Here is a 26,167-nt window from a genome sequence, read left to right as displayed (position 1 = left end):
CCCCGCCGCGACCAGCGACGGAGCGACGACATGGCCTACTTCGCGCGGCGCATCGGGTTCTTCCTCCTCACCCTGTGGGGCGCCGTCACCCTGAACTTCCTCATCCCCCGGCTCTCCGGCGGCGACCCCGCGCAGGCGATCCTGCAGCGGATCGCCGGCAAGGAGGCCCGGGTCGACCCCGCGCAGCTCGCCGCGGTGCGGACGATGCTCGGCGTCCCCGACGAGCCGCTGTGGCGGCAGTACCTCGACTACCTCGGCAACATGGCGAGCGGGAACTTCGGCGTCTCGTACACCTACTTCCCCTACTCGGTGTCCGACGTCATCGGCGAGGCCGTGCCGTGGACGATCGTGCTGGTCGGCGTCACCCTCGTGCTGTCCTTCGTCATCGGGACCCTGCTCGGCACCTGGGTCGCGTGGCGGCGCGGCACCACGTTCGACTCGGTGCTGACCGTGACGTCCGCGTTCGTCGGCACGCTGCCGTTCTTCTGGATCGCGCTGGTGCTCATCTACGTCTTCGCGATCACGCTCGGCTGGCTGCCGCCGTCGGGCGGGTACTCGGGGCTGATGGAGCCGGCGCCGACCGCCGCCTTCGTCGCCGACGCGTGGCCGTACTTCATCCTGCCGGCGGCCGCGATCATGATCACCGGCCCGATCGGCTGGCTGCTCGGCATGCGCAACAACATGGTCCAGTCGCTCGGCGAGGACTTCGCGCGGTTCGGCCGCGCCAAGGGCCTGTCGAACCGCCGGCTGGCGATCGCCTACGGCGCGCGCGTCGCGATCCTGCCGAACGTCACCGGGTTCGCGCTCGCCCTGGGCGGCCTGATCGGCGGCACCGTGCTGGTCGAGCAGACCTTCAACTACCCCGGCACGGGCCGCCTGCTGCTCGAGGCCGTCTCGAACAAGGACTACCCGCTCATGCAGACGATCTTCCTGTTCATCGCGGTCGGCGTCCTGGTCGCGAACCTGGTCGCCGACGTGCTGTACGGCGTCCTGGACCCGCGGGCCCGGCGCAAGGAGGCGGCGTGACCGCCGCGGCGCTGCGACCCCGCGCCCGGGCGCCGCAGTGGTTCACGATCCTGTGGCGGAACAAGAAGGCCCGGTTCGGGATGCTCCTGCTGCTGGCGTTCGTCCTGCTGGCGCTGCTCGCGCCGGTCATTGCGCCGTACGACCCGCGCGACCGGTCGTTCGCCGGCGGGCTGCCTCCGTCGGCGGAGCACTGGTTCGGCACCACCGGCAAGGGCTACGACGTGGCGTCCCAGGCGATCTTCGGCGCCCGGACGTCGCTGGTGATCGGCCTGGTCGCCGGGGCGATCGCGACCACGATCTCGCTGCTGGTCGGCATGACCGCGGGCTACCTCGGCGGGATGGTCGACGAGGTGCTGTCCTTCGTCACCAACCTCGCGCTCGTCGTCCCCGCGCTGCCGCTGATGATCACGCTCGCCGCCTACGTCCCCGGCGGCGGCAGCGAGTGGATGGTCATCATCGTCATCTCGATCACCGGCTGGGCCGGGGCCGCGCGGCTCAAGCGCGCGCAGATCCTCACGCTCCGGAACCGCGAGTACATCCAGGCCGCGCGCATGGCGGGCGACGGCACGTTCCACGTCATCTTCCGGGAGATCGCGCCCAACATGACGTCGCTGATCGTCGTCGGGTTCATCGGCGCGGTCGGCGGGGCCATCGGGGCCGAGGCCGGCCTCGCGTTCCTCGGCATCGGCAACCCCGACACCATCTCCTGGGGGACGATGCTCTACTGGGCGAACACCGACGGCGCCCTGTTGACCGGCGCGTTCGCCCGCCTGGTCGTGCCCGGCCTGCTGCTGGCCCTCCTCACCACCGCGCTCACCTTCGTGAACTTCGGGGTCGACGCGCTCAGCAACCCGCACCTGAGGGAGCCGTGATGCCGCTCGTCGAGGTCCGCCACCTGTCCGTCGACTACCGGTCCCGGGACCTGCCGCCCGCGCACGCCGTCCGGGACGTGTCCTTCGACCTCGCGGAGGGCGAGTTCGTCGGGCTGCTCGGCGAGTCCGGCTGCGGCAAGTCGACGCTCGGCAACGCCCTGCTCCGGCTGCTCGACCGGCCCGCGCACCACGCCGGCGGCGAGGTCCGGTTCGACGGCCAGGACCTGTACGCCCTGACCGACCGCGAGCTGAACCGGCTGCGCTGGCGGGAGATCGCCACGGTGTTCCAGTCGTCCATGAACGCCCTGAACCCCGTGCTCCGCGTCGAGCGGCAGTTCCGGGACGCCATGGAGGCGCACCACTGGGACCCGCGCACCGAGGGTGACCCGCGCGAGCGGGTGCTCGAGGTGCTGCGCGACGTGGAGCTCGACGCCGAGCGGGTGCTGCGGTCCTACCCGCACGAGCTGTCCGGCGGGATGCGGCAGCGGGTCGTGCTCGCGCTGGCGCTGCTGCTCCGGCCGCGGCTCGTCGTGCTGGACGAGCCGACCACCGGGCTCGACGTGGTGGTGCAGCGGTCGATCGTCGACCTGCTGCGCCGGTTGCAGCGGGAGCACGGGTTCTCGGTGCTGTTCATCAGCCACGACCTCGGCACCGTGCTGGAGATCGCCGACCGGGTGCTGGTGATGTACGCCGGGCAGGTCGTGGAGTCGCGGCCCAGCGCCGCGCTGGCGGCCGACCCGCTGCACCCGTACACCCGGGGGCTGCTCGGGTCGTTCGCGGACCCGCGGGACGAGCACGTGTCGGTGACCGCGGTGCCGGGGCGGCCGCCGTCGCTGGACTCGCCGCCTGCGGGGTGCGCGTTCGCGCCCCGGTGCCCGGTGCGGGTGGCGGCGTGCGCGGCGGTGCCGCCGGTGCTGGCCCCGCCCGGGGTCGGGGGCGCCGGCGGCGCGGAGCCCGGTGCCGACGACGAGGACGGGCTGGTGCGCTGCCACCGGCAGACTCCCGAGGGAGCCGACGAGCCGACCGTCCCGGACGCCGCACCGCCGTTCCCGGAGGTGATGGCATGGGCGTCCGGGCCGGTGAGGTCCGGCGGGGCCACCACCGCGCCCTCGCCGCTGCTGGTCGCCGACGGCCTGGTGAAGACCTACACCCGCCGCCGCGGGCTGCGGCGCGAGGAGGTGCGCGCCGTCCGCGGTGTGTCGTTCGCGCTCGCGCCCGGTCGGGTCCAGGCGCTGGTCGGCCAGTCCGGCTCCGGGAAGTCGACGGTCGCCAAGATGCTCACCGGCACCGAGCGGCCGACGGCCGGCACCGTGACGCTGGAGGGCCGGGACGTCACGCACCTGCGCGGCGCCGACCTGCGGGCGTACCGGTCGCAGGTGCAGATGGTGTTCCAGGACCCGTTCGCGGCGCTCAACCCGACGAAGTCCGTCGGCGCCTCGGTCAGCCGCCCGCTGCGCAACCACCTCGGGCTGTCCGGCGACGCGCTCCGCGAGCGGGTCGTCGCGCTGCTCGACGGCGTCGGGCTGTCGCCCGGGTCGCTGTACGTCGACAAGCTGCCGCACCAGCTCTCCGGCGGGCAGCGGCAGCGCGTCGTCATCGCCCGGGCCATGGCGCCGCGCCCGCGGCTGCTCATCGCGGACGAGCCGATCTCGATGCTCGACGTGTCGATCCGCGCGGAGATCCTCGAGCTGCTGGCGACCACCGTGCAGGAGCAGGACGTCGCCATGCTCTACATCACGCACGACCTGCTGAGCGCGCGACTGCTCGCCGACGACCTCATGGTGATGCGGGACGGCGCGGTGGTGGAGCAGGGGCCGACGGTGCGGGTCGTGCGGGAGCCGGAGCACGCGTACACCGAGACGCTGCTCGCGGCGGTGCCGCGTCCGCCGGGGGTCGTGGCGCGGTGAGTCGCCCGGGGCTCAGCCCTGCTGCACCAGCGCGCCGTACCAGCCGAGCCCGGCGTACGTCTCGTACCCCGGGGTGGCCGCGAATCCCACCGCCCGCCCGTCCTCCTCGTAGGCCCCGGTCGCGCGGTCGCCGGTCCGCAGCGCGACCCGCTCCGCGAGCACCCCCGCCCGGTCGGACGCCGCGAGCACGAGCCCGTCCCGGTCGAGGATGAGCACGCGGGTGGCCTCGCGCTCGCCCGGTCCGAGCCGCACGCCGTCGACGATCGCCTGCGCCTGCCGCTCCCAGTCGAAGAACACGCCCAGCGCGCCCAGCGGCCGGCCGTCGGCGCGGCCGCCCTCCCGCACGGCGGTCGCGTACGTCGCCGTGAGCGCGCCGAGCGCGCGGTGCGGGGCGACGTCGAGGGCGGCGTAGTCGTCGCCGGACCGGGTGGCGAGCGCGGCGCGGAACCACGGCTCGTCGCGCACGTCCGAGCCGACCACGCCGGGAGCACCGCCGGTGCCCGCCCGGGCGACGACCCGACCGGACGCGTCGGCCAGCCAGAGATCGAGGTAGACGGTGTAGCTGCGCAGGATCGTCGCCAGCCGGTCGCCGGCGTGCCGCGCCGCCGCCGGGTCGCCCGTCGCCAGCGCGTCGACCAGCGCCCCGTCGGTCGCCCACCACCGCACGTCGCAGGACCGCTCGTACAGGTTGCGGTCCATCAGCTCGATCACGTTCAGCGCCAGGTCCGCGAGCCGCTGGCCGCGCACCCGGCCGACGAGCTCGTGCCCGAGGACCGTCAGCTCGTCGATCCGCGGGCGCAGCTCCGACGACAGCTCCTCCGACAGCGCCCGCGCGCGATCGGCGACCTCGCCGACCTCCCGCGCGACGACCGCGAACCCCGCGCCCGCCTCCCCGACGCGCGCCGACTCGATGAGCGCGTTCAGCGCGAGCATCTTCGTGCTGCGGGCGACCTGCTCGATGCCCTGCAGCTTCTCACCCGTGACGCGACCGACCTCCTCGGCCAGCCGCACGACCCGTTCCGGCACGACGTCGTCCCTCCGACGAACCCCAGTCCCCCGACTCGTCCGCTCTATCGGCGGGCGAGGCCCCGCGCTGAGCGACCCGGGGGCGTGGGTTCGGCCGGCGGCGTTCGGCTGGCGGGTGCGCGCGGCGGCGTAGATTGCCCGCCGTGCCCCTGGATCTCGACTCTGCCGCGCTGGCCGCGCTCGTCGCCCGGCTGCGCGCCGCCGGGTGCGTGTTCGCCGAGGACGAGGCGGCGCTGCTCGTCGCCGAGGCCCGGGACGCGGCGGAGCTGGACGCGATGACCGCACGCCGGGTGGCCGGCGAGCCGCTGGAGCAGGTCGTCGGGTGGGCCGAGTTCCGGGGACTGCGGATCGGGGTGGAGCCTGGGGTGTTCGTGCCGCGGGCGCGCACCGGGCTGCTGGTGCGCGAGGCGGTGCGGGCGCTGCGGGGCGGCGCGGGCAGCGCGATCGGCGCGATGGGCGTGACCGGCGCGACCGGCGCCCGTCCCGTTGTGGTCGACCTGTGCTGCGGCACGGGCGCCGTGGGGCTCGCGGTCGCCGCGGAGCACCCCGGCGTCGCGCTGTGGGCCGTCGACCTCGATCCCGCGGCCGTCGCGTGCGCGCGCCGAAACGCGGCGGCGCTCGGCCCGGCGGATGCGACCGTGCTGCTCGGCGACCTCGACGCCCCGCTGCCCGCCGAGCTCGAGGGCCGGGTCGACGTCCTGGTGGCCAACGCGCCGTACGTCCCGACCGCCGAGATCGCCCACATGCCGACCGAGGCCCGGGACCACGAGCCGCGCGTCGCCCTCGACGGCGGCGCCGACGGCGTCGACCTGCACCGCCGGGTGGCGGCGTCCGCGCCGCGCTGGCTCGCGCCGGGTGGGCACCTGCTGATCGAGACCAGCGTCCGGCAGGCGGGCGACACCGCCGCGGCGTGCGAGGGCCAGGGCCTGACGGTGCGGGTCGTGCACGACGACGACCTGGACGGCACCGTCGTGATCGCGACCCGCCGCGGCGCGTAGCCCCGCGACGCCCAGCGGCGCGCTCCACGAGCCCGATCACCACCCCTTTCTCGCGCGGACCCCCGATCGATCGGGGGTCTGCGCGAGAAACGGGTGGGGAACGGCTCCGCCCCACCCGCGCCTAGGGTGGGTGCGGACGGGCGCACCCCGGCGCCCGGCGAGGAGGAGGTCCCGGTGGCTCGCGCGCTGATCGTGGTGGACGTGCAGAACGACTTCTGCGAGGGCGGCGCCCTGGCCGTCGTGGGCGGCGCGGCGGTCGCCGAGCAGGTCACCGCCTTCCTGTCCCGCGCGGCCGACGCGTACGACGTCGTCGTCGCGACCGCCGACTGGCACGAGCCGCTCCCCCACGACAACGCGGGCCACTTCGCGGTGGGCGCCGAGCCGGACTACGTCGCCACCTGGCCCGAGCACTGCGTCCGCGATACCGCAGGCGCGGCGTACCACCCGGCGCTGCGGCTGCCCGCGGACGCCGTGCACGTGCGCAAGGGGCAGGGGCGGCAGGACTACTCGGGCTTCGAGGGCGTGCTGACGCCCGAGTCCGGCGGGACGGGTGCCGAGTCCGCCGCCGAGGCCGGGGCACTCGCCGACGCCGCCCCCGCCGGGCTCGCCGACGCGCTCCGGGCGCGGGACGTCGACGGCGTGGACGTCGTCGGCCTCGCCACCGACCACTGCGTGACCGCCACGGCGCTCGACGCGCTGGCCGCCGGGTTCGACGTGCGGGTGCTCACCGACCTCACCGCGGGCGTCGGGGTGCGGACCACGATCGACGCGCTCACCCGGCTCGCCGCGCGCGGCGTCACGCTCACCACGTCCGACGCCCGCTGACCGCACGGGCGTCGGCGAGCACCGGGGCCGTCTCGCCACGTGCCGACCGCCCTCGCGACCCGTCAGGTCGTCACACTCGTTTGTGACGACCTCGTTGCGGTGTGACGACCTCGTCGCGGTGTGACGACCTCGTCGCGGTGTGACGACCTCGTCGCGTGCTGACGACCTCGCGCCGACGTGACGACCTCGGCCCGCGCGCCCCTGTCAGGCCGGCTCGCCCGCCGCGACCGGCACGCCCAAACGCTCGCGCCGCCACGCGCGCCCGCCGGCCACCGCCGCCACCCCGCCGACGACCGCCAGCACCGGCACCACCAGGAACGCCGTGTGCGACCCCACGGCGTCCGCGAGCGCCCCCAGCAGGAACGGCGCGAGCCCCACGGCCACCCCACCGCCGACGGTCGCCCGGGCCTGCGCCGCGTCCGTCGCGCCGCCCGCGGCGCCGAGCAGCAGGGCGATCCCGAGCGGGTACTGCGCGCCGTACCCGAGCCCGGCCAGGAACAGCCCGGCGAGCGCGACCGCGGCGCTCGTCGCGGTCCACAGCACGGCCCAGCCGGCGACTGCCACGCCGAACGAGGCGGCCAGCAACCGGGCCGGCGACACCCGCAGCGACAGCGGCCCGACGACGAACCGGATCAGCGTCATCCCGGCGACCAGCCCCGCGGTCGTCGCGGTGGCGATCCCGGCGCCGGCACCGGTGCGGTCCCGGACCAGGTCGGTCGCCCAGTAGGTCGTGGCGTTCTCGAGCGCCAGCGCCGCGACGACCGCGACCAGGAACCACCGCGACGCCAGCACCGCGCGCCCGGCTGCGGCCGCGCCCGACCGCGAATCCCGCTGATCCGCACGCGCCCGCACCTCGGCGGCGCCGGGGTCGCGCGACAGGTCCGGGCTCGCAGGCCCGGGCGCCGCTGCGCTCGACGCCGGCCGCTCCGGGCGCGACGTCCCGGGCCCGGGTACCCCCAGGCGCGACGCCGGCCGGGGAGCCGCCCCCGGTGGACGGGACGCCCGCGCCGTCGCGGGTTCCGGCACGCGCCGCGGCCGCCCCAGCGCCCCCTCCTCGGGCAGCAGCCGCACCGCCACCGCGGTCGCCAGCGCGAGCGCCGCGGTCACCGCGACCGCCGGCCGCCAGCCCCAGCCCGCCGCCACGCACGCGCCGACCGCGAGCGGCCCGAGCAGCCCGATCCCCGACCCGACGCCGTTCGCCTCGGTGACCGCCGCCGACGCGGTGCGCCCGTGGTGCAGCACCAGCCCCGCCTGCGCCGCGCTCACCGCGACGTTGCCGCCGACCGACACCACGACCATCCCGGACAGCGTCGCGGGCAGCGTCCAGCCGCTGGTCAGCAGGCCGATGCCGACGGCGATCAGCACGCCCGCGCCCACCAACGCCGCCCGGCGCCCGAGCCGGAGCACGGTCCAGGGCGTCAGAGCCGCGGCCAGGACCGCGCCCACGGCCATCGCGGTGCCGTGCAGGCCGGCCTGGGCGTTCGACACCCCGAGCTCGGCGGCCAGCAGCGGCACGCTCGGGTTGAAGGAGTAGAGCAGCCAGCCCCACGTGACGAACACGCCGTCGAGGGTGAGGGTGAACCGGTCCCGGTAGAGCCTAGGCGCCGGTGCCGGGGTCTGCGTCGTCACGCCGCCGACCCTAGTGGCGGCGGTGCGCCGCGGGCCGGGACCCCGGATCGGGACCCCGGCCCGCGGCCGGGCGAGCAGGTGGGCTGGGCGGTGTCGCCGCCCGCCCCGTCGCTGTCAGTCCTGGACGGCCACCGCCGCGGCGAACTGGCTCGCGTACAGCCGGGCGTACGCGCCCCCGGCGGCGAGCAGCTCGTCGTGCGACCCCTGCTCGACGATCGACCCGTGCTCCATGACGAGGATGACGTCCGCGTCCCGGATGGTCGACAGCCGGTGCGCGATGACGAACGACGTCCGCCCCGACCGCAGCGCGTTCATCGCCTGCTGCACGAGCACCTCGGTCCGGGTGTCGACGGAGGACGTCGCCTCGTCGAGCACGAGGATCGCCGGGTCGGCGAGGAACGCACGGGCGATGGTCAGCAGCTGCTTCTCCCCCGCCGACAGGTTCGCCGCCTCGTCGTCGATCACGGTGTCGTAGCCGTCGGGCAGCGCGCGCACGAACTGGTCGACGTGCGTGGCGACCGCGGCCTCGACCAGCCGGTCCTCCGGGACGTCCTCGACGCCGTACGCGATGTTGTCCCGGATCGTGCCGCCGAACAGCCAGGTGTCCTGCAGCACCATGCCGACCCGTGAGCGCAGGTCGTCGCGCGTGAGCTCCCGGGTGTCGACGCCGTCGAGGGTGATCCGCCCGCCGTCGATCTCGTAGAACCGCATGAGCAGGTTGACCAGCGTGGTCTTGCCGGCGCCGGTGGGCCCGACGATCGCGACGGTCTGCCCGGGCTCGGCGACCAGGGACAGGCCGTCGATGAGCGGCGTCTCCGGCACGTACCGGAAGGAGACGTCCTCGAACGCGACCCGTCCCTGCACCCGCGCCGGCAGTCGCGCCGGCCGCGCCGGGTCGGGCTCCTGCTCGTCGGAGTCGAGCAGCTCGAACACCCGCTCGGCGGACGCGACGCCCGACTGCAGCAGGTTCATCATCGAGGCGATCTGGGTGATCGGCTGCGTGAACTGGCGGGAGTACTGGATGAACGCCTGCACGTCGCCGAGCGTCAGGGTCCCGGACGCGACCCGCAGGCCGCCGACCACCGCGACGATCACGTAGTTGAGGTTCGCGATGAAGCCCATCGCCGGCTGGATGATCCCGGAGATGAACTGCGCCTTGAACGACGCGGTGTAGAGCTCGTCGTTCTGGTCGTGGAACTCCTGCACCGCCTGGCGCTGCCGGCCGAACACCTTGACCAGCGCGTGCCCGGTGTACATCTCCTCGATGTGGGCGTTGAGCTTGCCGGTCCAGGTCCACTGCCCGATGAACTGCGGCTGGGACCGCTTGGCGATCGCGGCCGTCACGGCCACGGACAGCGGGATGGTCACGAGCGCGACCAGCGCCAGCAGCGGGGAGATCCAGAACATCATCCCGAGCACGCCGACGACGGTCAGCACGGCCGTGATGAGCTGGGACAGCGTCTGCTGCAGCGTCTGGGCGACGTTGTCGATGTCGTTGGTGACCCGGCTCAGCACCTCGCCGCGCGGCTGCCCGTCGAAGTACTTGAGCGACAGCCGGCCGAGCTTGGCCTCGACCTGCTCGCGGAGGCCGAACACCACGCGCTGCACGACGCCCGTCGTGATCCAGCCCTGCAGCCAGCCGAACAGCGCCGAGACGACGTAGATCGCGACGACGGCGAGCAGCAGGTTCCGCAGGCTGGTGAAGTCGATGCCCTGCCCGGGCACGACGTCCATGCCGCCGAGCATGTCGGCGAGCCGGTCCTGCCCCTGCGCGCGCAGGCCCTCGATCGCCTGGGCCTTGGTGACGCCCTCGGGCAGCTGCGCGCCGACGACGCCGTTGAAGATGACGTTGGTCGCGTTGCCGAGCACCTTCGGCCCGGTGACCGCGAGCGCCACCGAGACGATCCCGAGCAGCAGCACCGCCGCGAGCTTCGGCCACTCGGGGCGCAGCACGCCGGCCAGGCGCTTGAGGGAGCCCCTGAAGTCGAGGGACTTCTCCCCGGGCATGCCCATCCCCATGCCGGGGCCGGGCCCCATCCCGCGCCGGGGCATCCGCCGCGGGGTCTGGGCGGCCGGCGCCGCGGCGGCGGAGGCCTGGGCGGGCGGCTCGGTGGCGGTGTCCCGGGCGACGCCCGCGACGTCCCGGCTGTCGTCCGGGGTCGGGTCCGGGGTCCGGGCGGTCCGGTCCTGCGCGCTCACGCCGCCTCCTCCACGCTCAGCTGGGACAGGACGATCTCCTGGTAGGTGGCGCACGACGCCATGAGCTCGGCGTGCGTGCCGGTGCCGACGACCGCGCCCTCGTCCAGGACGACGATCCGGTCCGCGTCGCGGATCGTGGCGACGCGCTGGGCGACCACGACGACCGCCGACCGGCGCGTCTCCGGCACCAGCGCGGCCCGGAGCGCCGCGTCGGTGGCGAAGTCGAGCGCCGAGAACGAGTCGTCGAACAGGTAGATCGCCGGCTTGCGGACCAGGGCCCGGGCGATCGCGAGCCGCTGCCGCTGCCCGCCCGACACGTTGGTGCCGCCCTGCGCGATCGGGGCGTCCAGGCCCCCGGGCATCTCGGCGACGAACGACCGCGCCTGCGCGACCTGCAGCGCGTGCCAGAGGTCCTCGTCGGTGGCGTCGGGGTTGCCGTACCGCAGGTTCGACGCGACGGTGCCGCTGAACAGGTAGGGCCGCTGCGGCACGAGACCGACCATCGACCACAGGTCCTCGGGGGCCAGGTCGCGCACGTCCACCCCGTCGACGGCGACCGTGCCGGCCGTCGCGTCGAACAGCCGCGGCACCAGGTTGACGAGGGTGGTCTTGCCCGAGCCCGTCGAGCCGATGACGGCGGTGGTCTGCCCGGGCTCGGCGACCAGGTCGACGCCGTGCAGCACGGCCCGCTCGGCGCCCGGGTACCGGAACTCGACGCCGCGCAGCTCCAGGCGGCCCTGGGGACGCTCGAGCCGGACGGGCTGCGCCGCGGGGACGACCGACGACTCGGTGTCGAGCACGGCCGTGATGCGCTCGGACGACACGACGGCGCGGGGCACCATCACGAACATCATCGTCGACATCATGACCGCCATCAGGATGTACATGATGTAGCTGAGGAACGCGGTCAGGGCGCCGATCTGCATGTCGCCGGCCTCGATCCGGCCCGCCCCGAACCACAGCACGCCCACGCTGGTGATGTTCATGATGAGCATGACCGTCGGGAACATCAGCGACATGAGCCGGCCGACCCGCAGCGAGGTGTCGAACAGCGCGTCGTTCGCCTCGGCGAAGCGGGCGGCCTCGCGGCGCTCCCGCACGAACGCGCGGATGACCCGCAGGCCGGTGATCTGCTCGCGCATCACGCGGTTGATCGCGTCGATCCGCTTCTGCATCGTCCGGAAGTACGGCACCATCCGGCTGACGATCAGCCCGACGACGATGCCGAGCACCGGGACGACGACGAGCAGCAGCCCGGACAGCGCCACGTCCTCCTGCAGCGCGAGCACGACACCCCCGACCAGCATGATCGGGGCCATCAGCATGATGGTGAACGACAGCAGCGCGACCATCTGCACCTGCTGCACGTCGTTCGTGGTGCGGGTGATGAGCGACGGGGCGCCGAACTGGCCCATCTCCTGGGCGGAGAAGTCCTGCACGCGGGTGAACAACCCCTCGCGCAGGTCCCGGCCGAAGGCCATCGCGACCCGGGCGCCGAAGTACACCGCGGCGATCGAGCAGGCGACCTGGAGCAGGCTGACGCCCAGCATCAGGGCGCCGATCCGCATGATGTAGCCGGTGTCGCCCACGGCGACGCCCTTGTCGATGATGTCGGCGTTCAGGCTGGGCAGGTACAGCGTCGCGATGGTCTGCGCGAGCTGGAGCAGCAGCACGGCGACGACCTGGGGCCGGTAGGGCCTCAGGTAGTCCCGGAGCAGGCGGAGCAGCATGGGTCTCCCGGGTGGGGCGGCGGGCCGGGGTGGGGCGGTGCGTCCGCGGCGCTGGCCGGGCGGGGCGGACGGGTGCGGCGCCCGGCGGCGAGGCCGGGGTCGTGGCGGGCGGCCCCGGGGATCGAGCCGGGGCCTGGGTGGGTCAGCTCCCCCGCTCGGGCGCAGGGGTGGTGTCGGGGCGCCGGGTCGGTCGCGACGCGCTCGGTGGTCTTCGGGGGCGCGGGCCTCAGGTGCGGGCGGCGCCGTGCAGCAGCACGTCGACGAGCTCGGTGACCGGGACCCCGTCGTCGTCGGGCAGGACCGGCGGGCCCTGCCCCATCACCGCTGCGATCAGCAGGTGCGCGAGCCGCTCGGGCTCGATGCGCAGCTCGCCACGGTACGCCTCGACGCGCCGGACCACCGCGGCACGGACCTCGGCGAGCGCGCGCAGCCGGGCGTCGCGGCCGGAGGGGCCGTGCAGCGGGAGCCGGTCGCCGGGGCGGTGGCCGGGTGCGTGCGCCGCGTCGTCGGCGTGCGCGGCGTCGGCGCCGGCACGCGCGGGCCCGGCGATCGGCCGACCGAGCGGGTCGGCACCGCGCGCCCCGCGCACGGCGGCGGCGCGGCGGCCCTCGTCGGACGCCAGGATCGCGTGCACCGCGAACATGACGCGCCGCACCCGGCGTCCACGGGCGGCCATCACGTCGGCGAGCTGGGTGAGCTCGGCCGCGAGGTCCGCGGCCCGGGGCAGGTCGTCGATCTCCGCGACCCCGGCGGCCGGGTCGAGCGCGCGCTCCGCGGCGGCGGTCAGCAGCTCGACCTTGTCGTCGAACGCCCGGAACAGGGTGCCCTCCGCGACCCCGGCGGCCACGGCGATCTGCCGGGTCGACACCTGCGCGCCGTGCGCCTCGAGCAGCGGGACCGTGGCGAGCGCGATGGCGGCGCGTCGCTCGTCGCGGCTCATCGGCCGCGCGCGTCCGGTCCGGGGCTCGTCCATGCCGCCGAGCGTAAGTGAGTGAGCACTCACTCGTCCAGGCCGTTCGTCCCGGGCGAACGCCCGCGGCTACTCGCCTCGGCGGCGACTCCCCCAGCGGCAATCCCACCTCGCGGCAACCCCGACCGCCCGGCGCCCCCACCGCCCGGCGCCTCCAGCCGTCGAGATAGGACCGCCGCGCCGAAATAGGACTCTGGACGGTCCTACCTCGGCGCAACGGCCCTATCTCGGCACCGCGTGTCGACGAGTTCGCCCGCGCGGTCGGCGAGTTCGGTACGTGCCGCCGAGTTCGGCGCGTACGGCCACCGAACTCGGCGACACCCACCGAACACGACGCTCGACCCCGTGAGATCGGTGGTTCGCGTCGAGATCGGCGTTTCCAGCCACCGTTCTCGACGCGAACCACCGTTCTCGGCACGAGCCACCGTTCTCGGCACGAGCCACCGATCTCGGCACGAGCCGCCGATCTCGGCACGAGCCGCCGATCCCGACGCGAGCCGCCGATCCCGACGCGAGCCGCCGATCTCGACGCGAACGACCGATCTCGCCACGAGCTGCCGCCACCGCCGCCGCACGCGACGACGCCCGCCGCACCCCGAAGGGTGCGACGGGCGTCGGACCGAGCGTCCTGCGCGTCAGCGCGCGCGGCCCCGGCTCACGGCGCGGGCGGCGCCGGCGGGCCCGGCTGCACGGGCGGCTCGGGCTCGGCCGGCGGGACCTGACCCGGGCCCGCGTCACGCTGCTCGCGCCGCGTCGCCCCCGGCTGCGGCCGCTGCCCGGCCTCGGCGACCGGGTCGAACGGCCGGCCGCTGTAGGTGCCGGCGCTGGTGGCGTCGGCCGTGGCGGCCTCGGACTCGCGCCGCGCCTCGGCGAGCGCCTCCTTCGGGTCGGTCAGCGCGACCGGCGGGAGGTCGTCCGGCCCGAGCGGGGACTCCCCCGCCGCCCGGCCCGACGGCGCACCCTCCGGCGCCGCGCCGCCCGCGCCGCCGAACGCGCCCGCGAACCCCTGCGTGAACTGGCCGAGCATGCCGGTCAGCTCGGACGGCACGATCCACACCTTGTTGGCGGGGGTCGCCGCGAGCTTCGGCAGCGCCTGCAGGTACTGGTAGGCCAGCAGCTTCGGGTCGGCGTCGCCGCGGTGCACGGCGTCGAACACCTGGAGGATCGCGCGGGACTCGCCCTCGGCGGTGAGGATCGCCGACTGCGCGGCACCCTCGGCGCGGAGGATCGCGGCCTGCTTCTCACCCTCGGCGGTGAGGATCTGGGACTGCTTGACGCCCTCGGCGGTGAGGATCGCGGCGCGGCGGTCGCGCTCGGCGCGCATCTGCTGCTCCATCGCGCCCTGGACGGAGGCGGGCGGGTCGATGCTCTTGAGCTCGACGCGGTTCACGCGGATGCCCCACTTGCCGGTCGCCTCGTCGAGGACGCCGCGGAGCTGGCCGTTGATCTGGTCGCGGCTGGTGAGCGTCTGCTCGAGGTCCATCGAGCCGATGACGTTGCGGAGCGTGGTCACCGTGAGCTGCTCGATACCGGTGATGTAGTTCGCGATCTCGTAGACCGCGGACTTGGGCTCGGTCACCTGGAAGTAGATGACGGTGTCGATGCTCACGACGAGGTTGTCGGAGGTGATCACCGGCTGCGGCGGGAAGGACACGACCTGCTCGCGCAGGTCGACCCCCGCCCGGACCCGGTCGATGAACGGGATGATCAGGTGCAGGCCGGCGTCCATGGTCCGGTGGTACCGGCCCAGCCGCTCGACGAGCAGCGCCACGGTCTGCGGGACGACCCGCACCGCCCGCGCCAGGGTCACCACGACGAAGATCACGAGGATGGCGAGGAGCACCCACCCCACGATCGTGCCGATGCTCGGGTCGTCCACTGCGTCTCCTCCCAGCCGCGGCCCGGGTGGGGCCGCACGTGCGCGGCGGCGACCGGTCGGCCGCCGCCGTCCGTCAGATGCCCGCGGGGGCCCCGGGTGCTCCGGAGCCGTCGGTCGCGGGCCGGTCGCCGACGGCCTCCACGACCGCCGTCGCCCCGTCGATCCGCGCGACGCGGACCTCGGTGCCGGTGTCGAACGAGGTGCCCACCACCAGCGAGCGCGCGGACCAGACCTCGCCGCCGAGCTTCACGCGACCGCCCGAGGCGTCGGTCGGGGCGACGACCACGGCGGGCCGCCCGACCAGCGCGGCCGAGTTGGTCTCGACCAGCTGGGTGCGCTCGCGCAGCCGGTGCAGCAGGAACGGCCGCAGCGCGAACAGCAGCAGCAGCGCGGCGGCCGCGGCCACGATGATCTGGACCGCCAGCGGGGCGTCGAGGGCCGCGGCGAGCGCGCCCGCCAGGGCGCCGCCCGCGAGCATGAGGAAGATCAGGTCCAGCGAGAACATCTCGGCGACGCCCAGCAGCAGCGCGCCGCCCAGCCACCACAGCCAGTCCATCGTCGGCCCCTCTCAGCCCGGGCGCCCGGGACCGGGCGCCACTGTCCGTCACCTCACGTGCGGGCGACCGCCGAGCGGCCGCTCACCACCGATCCTAGACGATCCCTTGACCGACCTGTGAGGAAATCCGGGAGCCTGTCGACCGACCGGACGAACCAGGATGAACCAGGTCAGCGCCGCCCGCGAGCGGTCCACCGGTCGCCGGACCGCTCGACCTCGAGCGGCGTGCCGAACGCCCCGGTGAGGTTCTCGGACGTGAGGACCTCGTCGACGGGTCCGGCCGCGTGCACCTTCCCGTCGGCGAGCAGCAGCAGGTGCGTGAAGCCGGGCGGGATCTCCTCGACGTGGTGCGTGACCAGCACGAGCGCCGGCGACCGGCGATCGGCGGCCAGCTCGGCGAGCGCGGCGACGAGCTCCTCGCGACCGCCCAGGTCCAGCCCGGCGGCGGGCTCGTCGAGCAGCAGCAGCTCAGGGTCGCTCATCAGCGCGCGGGCGATCTGCACCCGCTTGCGCTCGCCCTCGCTGAGCGTGCCGTAGAACCGGTCGGCGAACCGCTCGACGCCGAAGGCGGCCATGAGGTCGGCGGCCCGCGACTCGTCGACGGCCTCGTAGGCCTCGCGCCAGCGGCCCGTCACGCCGTAGGCCGCGGTCAGCACGACGTCCTTGACGACCTCGCCGCCCGGGATGCGCTCCGCGAGCGCCGCGCTGGCCAGGCCGATGCGCGGGCGCAGCTCGAACACGTCGACGCGCCCGAGCCGCGAGCCCAGCAGGTCGGCGGTGCCGGAGGTGGGGTGCATCCGGCCCGAGGCCACCTGGAGCACCGTCGTCTTGCCGGCGCCGTTGCGGCCCAGCACCACCCAGCGCTCGCCCTCGCGGACCGTCCAGGACAGCCCGTCGAGGATCGTCGTGGTGCCGCGGCGGATGGTCACGTCCTGCAGGTCGAGCACGGAGGTCATGGACACCAGACCCTAGCCGCCCGGGGCGGCCCGGACGTGGACGTACGTTGGTGGCGTGGACCGCACCGCCCTCGCCCTGCCCCGCTCCGTGCGCCTCGCCCTCTGGCTCGACCAGGCGGGCTCCGGCGCCGACCCCGTCCAGCGCACGCTCGTCGCCGTCCAGGGCGACGACGAGCCGCACCGCGTCGTCGTGCCCGACGCCGACGTGCCCGGGCTGGACGACGGCGCGCGGGGCTCGGTGACCCTCGCGGACCTGGTGGCGGCGTGGGCGAGCGGGCCGCGGGTCGTGGCCGCCGTGCTGCCGGCGCCCGGCGACCCCGCGGGCGCCCCGGTGTCGGTCGCGGGGGCGGCGCAGGAGGCGGGCGAGGCCGTCCTCGTGAGCACCCCCGACGGCGACTACGCCGCGGTCCCGCGGGTGGAGGTGTTCGGCAGCGTCTACGAGGCGGGGCACCTGGTGACGTGGTCCGTGCACCCGGTCGCCCCGTGGCGCACCGCGCTCGTCGGGCACGTCGGGACCCTGGCCGAGGCGGACCGGGAGCTGACCACGGCGCTCACCCGCGCGACCGAGGCGCTGACCACGCTCGACGTCGCGCGCTGGCGGCCGGACGCGGCGGAGCGGATCGCGGCGCTCCGCGACACCCCGGACGCGCGCGGCGTGCTCCCCCCGGGGCTCGACCCCCGGAGGGTGCGGGTCATCGGCTCGGCGCTGCGGCTGCGTGCGATCGTCGACATCGCGGCGGCCGACGACGGCGCCGCGGTCAACCTGTGGCAGGCCGACCAGCGCACGTCGGCGCTGCGGGACGTCGACCGCGCGGCGCGCCGCGCGCTGGCGGTCGCGACGCACCCGGCGCACGACGCGCCGGACCCGCGCCGGGGCTGACCGCGGCTCAGCCCAGGACGGAGCGGTACACCTCGAGCGTCCGGTCGGCGATCGCGTCCCAGGAGAAGTGGTCCTCCACCCGCCGGCGCGACGCGACGCCCCACGCCCGTGCGCGCTCCGCGTCGGACACGGCCTCCGCAAGGGTCTGGCCGAGGTCGGCCACGAACCGGTCGGGGTCGACGGGTGTGCCGGTGCCGTCCTGCACCTGCTCGATCGGCACCAGCCAGCCCGTGGCCCCGGCGTCCACGACCTCCGGGATGCCCCCGGTCGCGGTGCCGACGACCGGCAGCCCGACGGCCATGGCCTCGAGGTTGACGATGCCCAGCGGCTCGTAGACCGACGGGCAGGCGAACACGGTCCCCGTCGCGAGCACGGCCACGAGCTCGTCGCGCGGCAGCATCCGCTCGATCCACACCACGCCGTCCCGCTTCGCGCGCAGCTGCTCGACCAGCCCGGTCACCTCGGCGAGGATCTCGGGCGTGTCCGGCGCCCCGGCGCACAGCACGAGCTGCACCTCGGGCGGCAGGGACTCGGCGGCGCGCAGCAGGTACGGCAGGCCCTTCTGCCGGGTGATCCGCCCGACGAACACGACCGCCGGCCGGTCCGGGTCGATGCCGTTGGCGCGCGCCACGTCCCGGGCGGTCGTCCACTCGTCGTCCGTCTCCGGGCGGCGCCAGCCGGACAGATCGATCCCGTTGTGCACGACGCGGACCTTCTCCGGGTCGATCGCCGGGTAGCAGCGCAGGATGTCCGCACGCATGCCCGCGCTCACCGCGATCACGGCGGCGGCGGACTCGAAGGCCGTCTTCTCGGCCCAGGACGAGAGCGCGTACCCGCCACCGAGCTGCTCGGCCTTCCACGGGCGCAGCGGCTCCAGGCTGTGCGCCGACACCACGTGCGGCACGCCGTGCAGCAGCGAGGCGAGGTGGCCCGCGAGGTTGGCGTACCAGGTGTGCGAGTGCACCAGGTCGGTCGCGGGCCCGTCGCCCCGGCCCACGCCGTCGACGATCGCCAGGTCCACCCCGAAGGTGGCCAGCGCGGGGTTGGCGTCGCCGAGGGGTGCGGGCACGTCGTAGCCCGTCACGCCGGGCTCGTCGCGCGCGCCGTCGAAGCAGTGCACCCGCACGTCGACGCTGCGTCGCAGCACCGCGGCGAGCTCCGCCACGTGGACGCCGGCGCCCCCGTAGACGTGGGGCGGGTACTCCCGGGTCAGCAGGTCGACTCTCACGCGCGACACGCTAGCGCGGAACGGGAAGTTCGCCTCGCCGAGACGCAGGTGGTGGCACTACGGTCGGGGCATGGCAGCGCCGCGCATCCTGGCAATCGTCCTCGCAGGTGGAGAGGGCAAGCGGCTCATGCCGCTGACCGCCGCCCGCGCCAAGCCCGCCGTGCCGTTCGGGGGCATCTACCGCCTGGTCGACTTCGCCCTGTCGAACCTCGTGAACTCGCGGTACCTGCACATCATCGTGCTGACGCAGTACAAGTCGCACAGCCTCGACCGGCACGTGTCGAAGACCTGGCGCATGTCCACGCTGCTCGGCAACTACGTCTCCCCCGTGCCCGCGCAGCAGCGGGTCGGCAAGCACTGGTACCTCGGCAGCGCCGACGCGATCTACCAGTGCCTCAACATCCTGGACGACGAGCGGCCCGACATCGTCGTCGTGGTCGGCGCCGACCACGTGTACCGCATGGACTTCTCGCAGATGGTCGACCAGCACATCGCGACCGGGGCCGAGATGACCGTCGCCGGCATCCGGCAGCCGATCGCGATGGCCGACCAGTTCGGCGTCATCGAGACGGCGCCCGACGACCCGACGAAGATCACCGCGTTCCGGGAGAAGCCGTCCGACCCGGTCGGGCTGCCGGACTCCCCCGGCGAGATCCTCGCGTCGATGGGCAACTACGTGGTCAACACCGACGCGCTGATCCGCGCGGTGACGGAGGACGCGGAGAACCCCAGCAGCCGGCACGACATGGGTGGCGACCTGGTCCCCGCGTTCGTCGAGCGCGGCACGGCGGCGGTCTACGACTTCATCAACAACGACGTCCCGGGTTCGACCGACCGGGACCGGCAGTACTGGCGGGACGTCGGGACCCTGGACTCGTACTACGACGCGAACCAGGACCTCATCTCGATCGAGCCGGTGTTCAACCTCTACAACGACGCCTGGCCGCTGTACACGGGCTACACCGGCCTGCCGCCGGCCAAGTTCGTGCACGCCGGCGCCGGGCGCCTCGGCCACGCCGCCGACTCGATCGTGTCCCCGGGCGTGATCGTGTCCGGGGCGACGGTGTCGGGCTCGGTGCTGTCGCCGGGCGTGTACCTGCACTCCTGGGCTCAGGTCACCGACTCGGTGCTCATGGACGGCGTCATCGTCAACCGGTACGCCCAGGTGCACCGCGCGATCCTCGACAAGAACGTCGTGGTGCACGAGCGGGCGCGGGTCGGCATCGACCGGGAGCACGACCTCGAGCGCGGGTTCACCGTGACGGAGTCGGGCATCACGGTCGTGCCGAAGGGCGCGGTCATCGAGCTGTAGGCACGGGCGTGGACGCGCCCCGCACGCGCGGGACGCGTCCCGCTAGCCTGCCCGGGTGAGCCTTCCGCGACCCACCCGCCTCGTCGTCATGGACGTCGACTCGACGCTCATCACCCAGGAGGTCGTCGAGCTCCTGGCCGAGCACGCCGGCTCCCGCGCCGAGGTCGCCGACATCACCGAGCGCGCCATGCGCGGGGAGCTCGACTTCACGGAGTCGCTGCGCGCGCGGGTCGCGACGCTGGCGGGGCTGCCGGTGTCGGTGTTCGAGGCGGTGCTGGCCGAGGTCGTCGTGACGCCCGGGGCCGTCGAGCTCCTGGCGGAGCTGGACCGGCGCGGTTGGCCGGTCGGGCTGGTGTCCGGCGGGTTCGTCGAGGTCGTCGGGCCGCTGGCCGACCGGCTGGGCATCCCCCGGTACCGCGCGAACGCGCTCGAGGTCGAGCACGGCGCGCTCACCGGCCGCGTGGCGGGCGAGGTCGTGGACCGCGCCGTGAAGGCCCGGACGCTGCGCGAGTTCGCCGCCGAGACCGGGGTGCCGCTGGAGCGCACGGTCGCGATCGGCGACGGGGCGAACGACCTCGACATGCTGGCGGCCGCGGGGTTCGGGATCGCGTTCAACGCCAAGCCGGTCGTCTGCGCGCAGGCGGACGCCGAGGTGCGCGACCGCCTGGACGCCGTGCTGGACCTGCCGCCGTTCGCCTGACGCGCTCGGCTCAGGCCGGGTCGACCACGCGCAGCAGGCGGGCGCCGTCCGGCTCCAGGTCGGCCCACGCCGTCGGCACCTCGAGCACCGAGTACGACGCGGTCGACACCCCGACGCGCACCCGCGCGAGCGCGGCGTCGTCCGACCCCGGGCCCGCGAGCGCGGCGGCGGTCTGCGAGACGGTCGGCTCGTGGCCGACGACGAGCACGGTGCCGGCGGACTCGTCGAGCTCGCGGAGCAGCCCGAGCAGCTGCCGGATGCCGGCGGCGTAGACGTCGTCGGACAGCCGGGCGGTCTCCGCCAGCACCTCGAGCCCGGCGCGGACCAGGTCCCAGGTCTGCCGGGTGCGCAGCGCCGACGACACCAGCGCGAGGTCGGGCACCAGGCCCGCCGCCCGCAGCCCCGTGCCGACCTCGGAGGCCTGCTTCCGCCCGGCGAGGGCGAGGGGTCGGAGCTGGTCGTCGAGGGAGCCCGGGTGCTCCGCCTTCGCGTGGCGGAGCAGGACGAGCTGGTGCGCGGAGCCGTGGGTCACGCGCACCAGCGTCCCACGACTACTGACCCATGGCGTGCACGCCGCCGTCGACGTGCACCATCTCCCCCGTGGTCTTCGGGAACCAGTCGGACAGCAGGGCGGCCACGGCGCGGGCGGTCGGCTCCGGGTCGTGCACGTCCCAGCCGAGGGGCGCGCGGCCGTCCCAGCCGCCCTCCATCGACTCGAAGCCCGGGATGGACTTCGCGGCGGTGGTGCGGATCGGGCCCGCGGACACCACGTTGACCCGGATGCCCTGCGGGCCGAGGTCGCGGGCCAGGTAGCGGGAGGTCGACTCGAAGGCCGCCTTGGCGACGCCCATCCAGTCGTAGACGGGCCAAGCGAACCGGGCGTCGAACGTGAGGCCGACGATCGAGCCGCCGCCGGTCAGCAGCGGCTGCGTGGCGGTGGCCAGCGACTTCAGCGAGAACGCGGACACCTCGAGCGCGGTGGCCACGTCGGCCCACTCGGCGGCGAGGAAGTTGCCGCCCATGACGGACTGCGGCGCGAAACCGATCGAGTGCACGACGCCGTCCAGGTGGTCGACGTGCTCGCGGACGCGCTCCGGGAGGGCGGCCAGGTCGTCGGCGTCGGTGACGTCGAGCTGCACGACCGGCGCCTCCTTCGGCAGCCGGCGGGCGATCGCCTGGGTGAGGCGGAACTGGCGGCCGAACGAGCTCAGCACGACCTCGGCGCCCTCCTCCTGCGCGAGCCGCGCCACGTGGAAGGCGATGGAGCCGTCGGTGAGGACGCCGGTGACGAGGAGCTTCTTGCCGTCGAGCAGGCCCATGGTGTTTCCGATCGTTCGAGGGTGCGGGGAGGAGGTCAGTGGCCCATGCCGAGGCCGCCGTCGACCGGCAGCACGGCGCCGGAGATGTACCCGGCGGCGGGCGAGGCGAGGAACTCGACGGCGGCGGCGATCTCGTCGACCGCGCCGAACCGGCCCGCGGGGATGGACGACAGGTAGGCGTCCTGGCGGTCCTGCGGCAGCTCCGCGGTCATCTGGGTCTCGATGAACCCGGGCGCGACGACGTTCGCGGTGATGCCGCGGCCGCCGAGCTCGCGCGTGACCGAGCGCGCCATGCCGACCAGGCCGGCCTTGGTCGCGGTGTAGTTCACCTGGCCCGCGTTGCCGTACAGGCCGACGACCGAGCCGATCATGACGATGCGCCCGCGGCGCAGCCGGATCATGCCCTTCGACGCGCGGCGCACGCACCGGAACACGCCCGTGAGGTTGACGTCGAGCACCTGCTGGAAGTCGTCGTCCGACATCCGCATGAGCAGGCCGTCGCGGGTCACGCCGGCGTTGGCCACCAGGACCTCGACGGGGCCGTGCTGGGCCTCGACCTCGGCGAACGCGGCGTCGACGGACGCGGTGTCGGTGACGTCGCCGGTCAGCGCCAGGACGCCGTCGGGGGCGCCGCCGCTGCGGACGATGGTCGCGACCCTGTCGCCGTTCGCGACGAACCGCTCGGCGATCGCGCGGCCGATGCCGCGGTTGGCCCCGGTCACGAGCACGCTGCGCGGCTCCGGGCTGCTGGGCTGGGAGTTCTCGGACACGGAAGTCGACGCTATCCGACGGCTCCGGGGCGACGGTGCACCGCCGCGGCACAGGATGGCGGTCCGGCGTTGTCCGGTTCGCACAATCCGCGGTCCGTCGCAGCGGGCGGCACCTCCCGACAGTGGAAGGTTGTGACGGACACGCCGTCGGAGTGTCCGTCACAACCCTCCACTGTCGACGTGGGTGGGTGGGTGGGCGGACGGCCGGTCAGAGGGGGCGGCGCATCCGGTAGTTGGTCAGGGTCACGCCCCGACGGACCGGGTGCTGCTCCGCGACCACCTCGAAGCCGTGCGCCTCGAAGAACGGGCGGGCGGTGACGCTCGCGTGCGTGGTCAGCTCGGTGGCGCCGTCGGCGGCGGCCGTCCGAACCGCCCAGTCGAGCAGCGCCCGGGCCACCCCCTGCCGGGCGGCCCCCGGGTCGACGAACATCATGTCGACGTAGCCGGCCGCGTCCACGTCGGTGAATCCGACGACCGCACCGTCGCGCACGGCCACGCGGGTGCGCGCCGCCGCGCGTCGGGCGCCCCAGGCGTCCGGGTCGATGTCGTCGGGCGCCCACGCGGCGACCTGCTCCGGGGTGTAGTCCCGGGCCGCGGTGACGGTGATCGCGCGCCGGAACACGGCGAGCGTCGCGGCGGCGTCGTCCGGGGTGTGGTCGCGGAGCAGGAGCGCACCGCCGGCCGCGGCCGCGTCGGGCGCCCGCGGACCGGGCTGCCCCGCACCCGCCTGCGCGGCACCCGCCGCCTCGAGCCCGGCGAGCGCGCGCGCCTCCTCCCCCGCGTCGCCCGCCGCGCGCGCCAGCGCGAGCGCGCGGTCGAAGCGGTCCCGCGCGTCGCCGGCCAGCCCCGAGGCGAGCGCGACCGCGCCCAGGGCGTTCAGGGCCTCGACCTCGACGAGCCCCGCCCGGATCCGCGCCGCCTGGTCGCGCGCGCCCGCGAGCGCCTCCTCGGCGGCGTCGAGGTCACCCACCCGGTGCAGCGCGCGCCCCAGCACCGTCCGCGCCTCGGCCTGCGCCTCGACGTCCCCGAGGTCACCGGCCCGCTCGGCCAGGGCGCGCAGGGCCGGAACGGCGGCGCGGAGCTCGGCGGGGTCGCCGGCCGTGAGCACCAGCCGCTGCTCGTGCAGGGCGGTCCGCAGGCCGAGGTTCGCGTCGCCGAGCCGGTCCGCCGCCGCGCGCGCCTGCGCGACCCGGGCCCGCGCCTCGGCGATCCGCCCGACGTGCTCCAGCGCCAGCGCCGAGTTGCTCGTCACGACCGCCACGTTGAGCACGTCGCCCACCCGCTCGGCGAGCGCGAGGGCCAGGTCGTAGCCCGCGAAGGACTCGTCGTGCCGCCCGAGCACCCGCAGCGCGTCGGCGTGGTTGCCCACCGCGCGCCCCTCGCTCACGACGTCGCCGCCGGCGCGGGCCGCGGCCGCCGCGTCGGCGTACGCGCGCAGGGCCTCGTCGGTGCGCCCGAGCCGCTTGTAGACGTTCCCGATCCGGTTGAGGGTCTGGCCCGGCCGCGGGTCGTGCCCGGACTCGTGCGCCCGCACCAGCTGGGCCAGCGCCTCGTCGTACCGGCCGAGGTGCTCGAGCACCCGGCCCAGGTCCCGGCCCGCGCGGCTCCGGCCGGCCGGGTCCGCGGCCGCGGCGGCCGCGCCGTGCAGCACCAGCGCGTCGGCGTAGTGGCCGGCGGTGTCCAGGTACGCCGCCAGGAGCCCGGACAGCTCGCCGAGCGGGGCGGCGATCCCGAGGTCCGCGCATCGCGCGCCCGCCGCCACCGCCACCGGGCGGAGCGCGTCGAGCCCCTCGCGGGCGACGGCCGGCGACGCGGCCACGGGCGAGGACCCGAGCGCCAGGTCGTGGTGCGGCGCGACGACGGCGACCAGCGGGCGGGCCACCTCCACGACCCCGGCGACCAGCCGCTCCACGGCGGCGCGGCGCGCGCTGACCGGCTCGTCGTCCTGCGCGGCCTCCCGCGCGTACCGCCGCACGAGCGCGTGCACCGTCGACCGGCCGCCCGGCGCCGGGAGCACCAGGTGCGCGTCCTCCAGCGCCGCGAGCGCCCGGCGCACGCTCGGCGCGTCCAGCCCCGCGAGCACGGCGAGCCACGTCGACGACAGCGCGGCGTCCAGCAGCGCGAGCCGGCGCAGCACGAGCGCCTGCTCCGGGTCGAGCGCGCGGTAGGCCGCGTCGAGGGCGGGCAGGGCGTGCGACGACTGCGCCACCCGGTGCACCTGGTCCGCCAGCGACCAGGCCGGGCGCTCGGCGACCTGGCCCGCCGCCACCGCCAGCGCGACGGGGAGGTGCCCGCACGCCGCGGCGAGCGCGGCGGCGGCCTCGGGCTCGGCGGCGACCCGCTCGGGGCCCACCAGGTCGCCGAGCATCGCGACGGCCGCTTCCGGGGCCAGCGGGGCGAGTCGGACGGTACGGGCGCCGGCGACCGGGAGCGCGCGGCGGGCGGTGACCAGCAGGGACCATCCGGGGGCGGCCTCGGCGAGGGCGCGCGCGACGGCGACGGGGCGGTCGGGGTCGTCCACGTCGAGCAGGACGAGGAGGCCGGGGGCGCGGGACGTCCCCGGGGCGGAGGGCGCCGCGGGCGGGGCCGCCGGCGTCGCGGGCAGGGCCGTCGCCACGAGGTCCGGGTCGAGGTCGCCCGGGCCGAGCAGGACCGGCGCGGCCCCGCGGGCCCGGTGCGTGCGGGCGACCGACTGGGCGAGCGCGGTGAGGCCGGAGCCGGGGACGCCGGTGAGCACGGCGACCCGGGCGGGGTCGGGTCCGGCGTCCGCGCCGGGGTCGACGTCCGCACCCGAGTCCGCGGCGGCACCCGCGTCGGGGGCCCCGGGCGCACCGGCCTCCGCGCCCGCACCGGCGGCCGCGGCCGCGCCCGACGCCCAGGCCAGCAGCTCCGCGAGCTCGGCGTCCCGCCCGCGCAGCACGGGCGCCGGTGCCGCGTCGTCGGGCGTGCGCAGCAGCCCGGTACCCGCCGCGGCGCCGTCCGGCGCGTCGCCCGCCCCCGCCGCGGTCCCGTCCCCGCCGGCCCGCGGCGCCGCGAGCGCCGTCGCCACCGCCGCGTGGGCCGCCCGCCACCGGGCCGCGTCCTCTGCGGTGCCGCCCAGCGCGCGCACCAGGTCGGCGACCAGCTCGACGTCGAGCCGCGCCCGCCCGTCCCGGAACGCGTCGTAGACCGTCACCCGGCCGGGTCGCCGCTCCGGCCCGGGCACCCCGCGCGCGGCGCGGACGGCGTCGACCCGGCGCACCAGGTCGGCGTAGGACGGCGAGCCGGCGGCGACGCGGAGCGCGCGCAGGCGGCCGGTGAGGTCGTCCCAGCGGACCGGGTGCGGCGGCGGGGCGACGTCGGGCACCGCCTCAGGCTAGCCACTCCGCGCGAGCCGCCGTCGCCC

Annotated in this window: 21 protein-coding genes; 8 read left to right on the top strand and 13 right to left on the bottom strand. The window is 75.6% G+C overall.

The genetic code is table 11. From position 1 onward, the window contains the following. Positions 1-30: 30 nt before the first annotated feature. From J5O08_RS03925 to J5O08_RS03915, 3 genes are read left to right on the top strand one after another with little or no spacing between them, the layout of a single operon-like run. Positions 31-1,026, top strand: coding sequence for an ABC transporter permease (locus J5O08_RS03925; RefSeq protein ID WP_218705541.1), 996 nt, complete (start codon positions 31-33; stop codon positions 1,024-1,026). After that, positions 1,023-1,898: an ABC transporter permease gene (locus J5O08_RS03920; RefSeq protein WP_308281327.1), complete on the top strand. Its 876-nt coding sequence runs from the start codon at positions 1,023-1,025 to the stop codon at positions 1,896-1,898. Before J5O08_RS03925 ends, J5O08_RS03920 begins: the two co-directional genes overlap by 4 nt. Beyond that, positions 1,898-3,805: an ABC transporter ATP-binding protein gene (locus J5O08_RS03915; protein WP_218705539.1), complete on the top strand. Its 1,908-nt coding sequence runs from the start codon at positions 1,898-1,900 to the stop codon at positions 3,803-3,805. Before J5O08_RS03920 ends, J5O08_RS03915 begins: the two co-directional genes overlap by 1 nt. Before the next feature lie 12 nt (positions 3,806-3,817). On the opposite strand, the gene J5O08_RS03910 is transcribed toward J5O08_RS03915, so the two are convergent. Next, positions 3,818-4,831, bottom strand: coding sequence for a methyl-accepting chemotaxis protein (locus J5O08_RS03910; RefSeq protein ID WP_218705538.1), 1,014 nt, complete (start codon positions 4,829-4,831; stop codon positions 3,818-3,820). A gap of 149 nt (positions 4,832-4,980) precedes the next feature. On the opposite strand from J5O08_RS03910, the gene J5O08_RS03905 reads away from it, so the two are divergent. Both J5O08_RS03905 and J5O08_RS03900 read left to right on the top strand, forming a co-directional pair. Continuing rightward, positions 4,981-5,829: a putative protein N(5)-glutamine methyltransferase gene (locus J5O08_RS03905; RefSeq protein WP_374225921.1), complete on the top strand. Its 849-nt coding sequence runs from the start codon at positions 4,981-4,983 to the stop codon at positions 5,827-5,829. A 174-nt stretch (positions 5,830-6,003) separates the two neighbouring features. After that, positions 6,004-6,654 carry an isochorismatase family protein gene (locus J5O08_RS03900; RefSeq protein WP_218705536.1) on the top strand — a complete coding sequence of 217 codons (651 nt, stop codon included), beginning with the start codon at positions 6,004-6,006 and terminating at the stop codon, positions 6,652-6,654. Between the two features lie 204 nt (positions 6,655-6,858). On the opposite strand, the gene J5O08_RS03895 is transcribed toward J5O08_RS03900, so the two are convergent. From J5O08_RS03895 to J5O08_RS03865, 7 genes are all read right to left on the bottom strand, one after another. Further along, on the bottom strand, positions 6,859-8,283 hold the full coding sequence (locus J5O08_RS03895; protein WP_218705535.1) for a sugar MFS transporter: 1,425 nt from the start codon (positions 8,281-8,283) through the stop codon (positions 6,859-6,861). 114 nt (positions 8,284-8,397) lie between these two features. After that, a complete protein-coding gene (locus J5O08_RS03890; RefSeq protein WP_255589274.1) occupies positions 8,398-10,335 on the bottom strand; it encodes an ABC transporter ATP-binding protein in 1,938 nt (645 codons plus the stop codon). Positions 10,336-10,478: 143 nt separating this feature from the next. After that, positions 10,479-12,212: an ABC transporter ATP-binding protein gene (locus tag J5O08_RS03885; protein ID WP_218705534.1), complete on the bottom strand. Its 1,734-nt coding sequence runs from the start codon at positions 12,210-12,212 to the stop codon at positions 10,479-10,481. Between the two features lie 226 nt (positions 12,213-12,438). Continuing rightward, complete coding sequence (locus tag J5O08_RS03880; RefSeq protein WP_218705533.1) at positions 12,439-13,185, bottom strand: TetR/AcrR family transcriptional regulator; 747 nt, start codon at positions 13,183-13,185, stop codon at positions 12,439-12,441. Positions 13,186-13,837: 652 nt separating this feature from the next. Further along, complete coding sequence (locus tag J5O08_RS03875; RefSeq protein ID WP_217615709.1) at positions 13,838-15,061, bottom strand: SPFH domain-containing protein; 1,224 nt, start codon at positions 15,059-15,061, stop codon at positions 13,838-13,840. Positions 15,062-15,134: 73 nt separating this feature from the next. Further along, on the bottom strand, positions 15,135-15,617 hold the full coding sequence (locus J5O08_RS03870) for an NfeD family protein (protein ID WP_217615710.1): 483 nt from the start codon (positions 15,615-15,617) through the stop codon (positions 15,135-15,137). 170 nt (positions 15,618-15,787) lie between these two features. After that, positions 15,788-16,573: an ABC transporter ATP-binding protein gene (locus J5O08_RS03865; RefSeq protein WP_217615711.1), complete on the bottom strand. Its 786-nt coding sequence runs from the start codon at positions 16,571-16,573 to the stop codon at positions 15,788-15,790. Positions 16,574-16,628: 55 nt separating this feature from the next. On the opposite strand from J5O08_RS03865, the gene J5O08_RS03860 reads away from it, so the two are divergent. Next, positions 16,629-17,453 (top strand): hypothetical protein, encoded by an 825-nt coding sequence (locus J5O08_RS03860; RefSeq protein WP_218705532.1) that lies wholly within the window; start codon positions 16,629-16,631, stop codon positions 17,451-17,453. Positions 17,454-17,460: 7 nt separating this feature from the next. On the opposite strand, the gene glgA is transcribed toward J5O08_RS03860, so the two are convergent. Beyond that, complete coding sequence (gene glgA / locus J5O08_RS03855) at positions 17,461-18,681, bottom strand: glycogen synthase (protein WP_218705531.1); 1,221 nt, start codon at positions 18,679-18,681, stop codon at positions 17,461-17,463. A gap of 70 nt (positions 18,682-18,751) precedes the next feature. Between glgA and J5O08_RS03850 the strand changes: the two genes are divergently transcribed. Next, positions 18,752-19,993 carry a glucose-1-phosphate adenylyltransferase gene (locus tag J5O08_RS03850; RefSeq protein WP_217615714.1) on the top strand — a complete coding sequence of 414 codons (1,242 nt, stop codon included), beginning with the start codon at positions 18,752-18,754 and terminating at the stop codon, positions 19,991-19,993. Between the two features lie 55 nt (positions 19,994-20,048). Next, a complete protein-coding gene (serB, locus tag J5O08_RS03845) occupies positions 20,049-20,693 on the top strand; it encodes a phosphoserine phosphatase SerB (protein WP_308281324.1) in 645 nt (214 codons plus the stop codon). A 10-nt stretch (positions 20,694-20,703) separates the two neighbouring features. Here the strand turns inward: serB and J5O08_RS03840 are convergent, their stop codons facing one another. From J5O08_RS03840 to J5O08_RS03825, 4 genes are all read right to left on the bottom strand, one after another. Continuing rightward, positions 20,704-21,225: a histidine phosphatase family protein gene (locus J5O08_RS03840; protein WP_218705530.1), complete on the bottom strand. Its 522-nt coding sequence runs from the start codon at positions 21,223-21,225 to the stop codon at positions 20,704-20,706. A gap of 19 nt (positions 21,226-21,244) precedes the next feature. Further along, a complete protein-coding gene (gene fabI / locus J5O08_RS03835; RefSeq protein ID WP_147793710.1) occupies positions 21,245-22,012 on the bottom strand; it encodes an enoyl-ACP reductase FabI in 768 nt (255 codons plus the stop codon). Between the two features lie 35 nt (positions 22,013-22,047). Next, positions 22,048-22,782: a 3-oxoacyl-ACP reductase FabG gene (gene fabG, locus J5O08_RS03830; RefSeq protein ID WP_218705529.1), complete on the bottom strand. Its 735-nt coding sequence runs from the start codon at positions 22,780-22,782 to the stop codon at positions 22,048-22,050. Positions 22,783-22,990: 208 nt separating this feature from the next. Further along, complete coding sequence (locus tag J5O08_RS03825; RefSeq protein ID WP_218705527.1) at positions 22,991-26,128, bottom strand: GNAT family N-acetyltransferase; 3,138 nt, start codon at positions 26,126-26,128, stop codon at positions 22,991-22,993. Between the last annotated feature and the right edge of the window lie 39 nt (positions 26,129-26,167).

This window comes from Cellulomonas sp. PS-H5, from assembly GCF_019265565.1.
In the GTDB taxonomy this organism is placed as follows: Bacteria; Actinomycetota; Actinomycetes; order Actinomycetales; family Cellulomonadaceae; genus Cellulomonas.
Note: the sequence above shows the minus strand (reverse complement) of the source record. Positions and strands in the feature narration are given on the sequence as shown.

Excerpts from the sequence above, each read along its gene's own strand:
- J5O08_RS03885 (WP_218705534.1), bottom strand. The coding sequence starts at position 12,212 with ATGCTGCTCCGCCTGCTCCGGGACTACCTGAGGCCCTACCGGCCCCAG.
- J5O08_RS03925 (WP_218705541.1), top strand. The coding sequence starts at position 31 with ATGGCCTACTTCGCGCGGCGCATCGGGTTCTTCCTCCTCACCCTGTGG.
- J5O08_RS03890 (WP_255589274.1), bottom strand. The coding sequence starts at position 10,335 with ATGCCCCGGCGCGGGATGGGGCCCGGCCCCGGCATGGGGATGGGCATG.
- J5O08_RS03915 (WP_218705539.1), top strand. The coding sequence starts at position 1,898 with ATGCCGCTCGTCGAGGTCCGCCACCTGTCCGTCGACTACCGGTCCCGG.
- J5O08_RS03850 (WP_217615714.1), top strand. The coding sequence starts at position 18,752 with ATGGCAGCGCCGCGCATCCTGGCAATCGTCCTCGCAGGTGGAGAGGGC.
- J5O08_RS03870 (WP_217615710.1), bottom strand. The coding sequence starts at position 15,617 with ATGGACTGGCTGTGGTGGCTGGGCGGCGCGCTGCTGCTGGGCGTCGCC.
- fabI (WP_147793710.1), bottom strand. The coding sequence starts at position 22,012 with ATGGGCCTGCTCGACGGCAAGAAGCTCCTCGTCACCGGCGTCCTCACC.
- J5O08_RS03865 (WP_217615711.1), bottom strand. The coding sequence starts at position 16,573 with ATGACCTCCGTGCTCGACCTGCAGGACGTGACCATCCGCCGCGGCACC.
- J5O08_RS03880 (WP_218705533.1), bottom strand. The coding sequence starts at position 13,185 with ATGGACGAGCCCCGGACCGGACGCGCGCGGCCGATGAGCCGCGACGAG.